Source organism: Georgenia daeguensis (assembly GCF_039537705.1).
GTDB lineage: Bacteria > Actinomycetota > Actinomycetes > Actinomycetales > Actinomycetaceae > Georgenia > Georgenia daeguensis.
In genome coordinates this window covers 1-848 of sequence record NZ_BAABBA010000087.1, presented here as the reverse complement: position 1 = coordinate 848, position 848 = coordinate 1, and the positions used below count along the sequence as shown (strand labels likewise).

The window sequence follows — 848 nt, the reverse complement described above, 5'->3', positions numbered from 1 at the left end:
CGGTAATCGAGCGCTCCACCAGCCCACCGATGCACTCCCGGGTGTGCTCGTCGACGATCGAGCAGATCTTGATCGGCCGGCCCTGCTCGTCGGCGTCGAACTGGAAGTCCACCGCCCACACCACGTTCGGCGCGTCCGCCGTCGGCGCGTCGACGGTCGAGGACCCGATGCGCTTGCGTCGACGCCGCTGCGGGACGCGAAGACCCTCATCACGCCAGAGGCGCTGGATCTTCTTGTGATTCACCACCCACCCCTCGGCGCGCGCATCGTGATACGCGCGCCGGTACCCGTAGCGGGGGTGCTTCTTCGCCCAGGCACGCAGCCAGTCCCGCAACGCCCGGTCCGGGTCCGCTGCCGTGTCGCCCTTGAGCGGCCGCCGGTACGCGGAGCGTGACAGCCCGACCAGACGGCACGCCATCCGTTCACTCACCCGCAGCTTGCGCTGAAGGTGAGCGACGGCGGCACGGCGCCTGCCCGGGCCTAGAAGTTTCCCTCAGCCAGCTCCTTGAGCGCGGCCTTCTCCAGCTCCGCCTCGGCGAGCAGCCGCTTGAGCGTCCCGTTCTGCTTCTCAAGCTCCTTGAGGCGCTTCGCGTCGTCGGCCTTGAGTCCGCCGAACTGGTTCCGCCACCGGTAGTACGTCTGCTCGGACACCCCGAGCTCCCGGCACACCGCCGCGACATCCGCGCCGTCGGCGAGCATCCTGTCGGCCTGCCCGAGCTTGCGGACGACCTGCTCCGGGGTGTGACGCTTCCTGCTGTTCGACATGATCTGACCAGTCTCCCTGCCCGAACCCTCGGGCAACAGGACGACTCTCAGAACCACCGGACCTACGAGAAGGGGTCAGCCCA

At 68.6% G+C, this 848-nt stretch carries 1 pseudogene; it reads right to left on the bottom strand.

The window, feature by feature from the left end:
• Positions 1-765: pseudogene (locus ABD774_RS21525) on the bottom strand (IS3 family transposase); the annotation flags it as partial.
• Between the last annotated feature and the right edge of the window lie 83 nt (positions 766-848).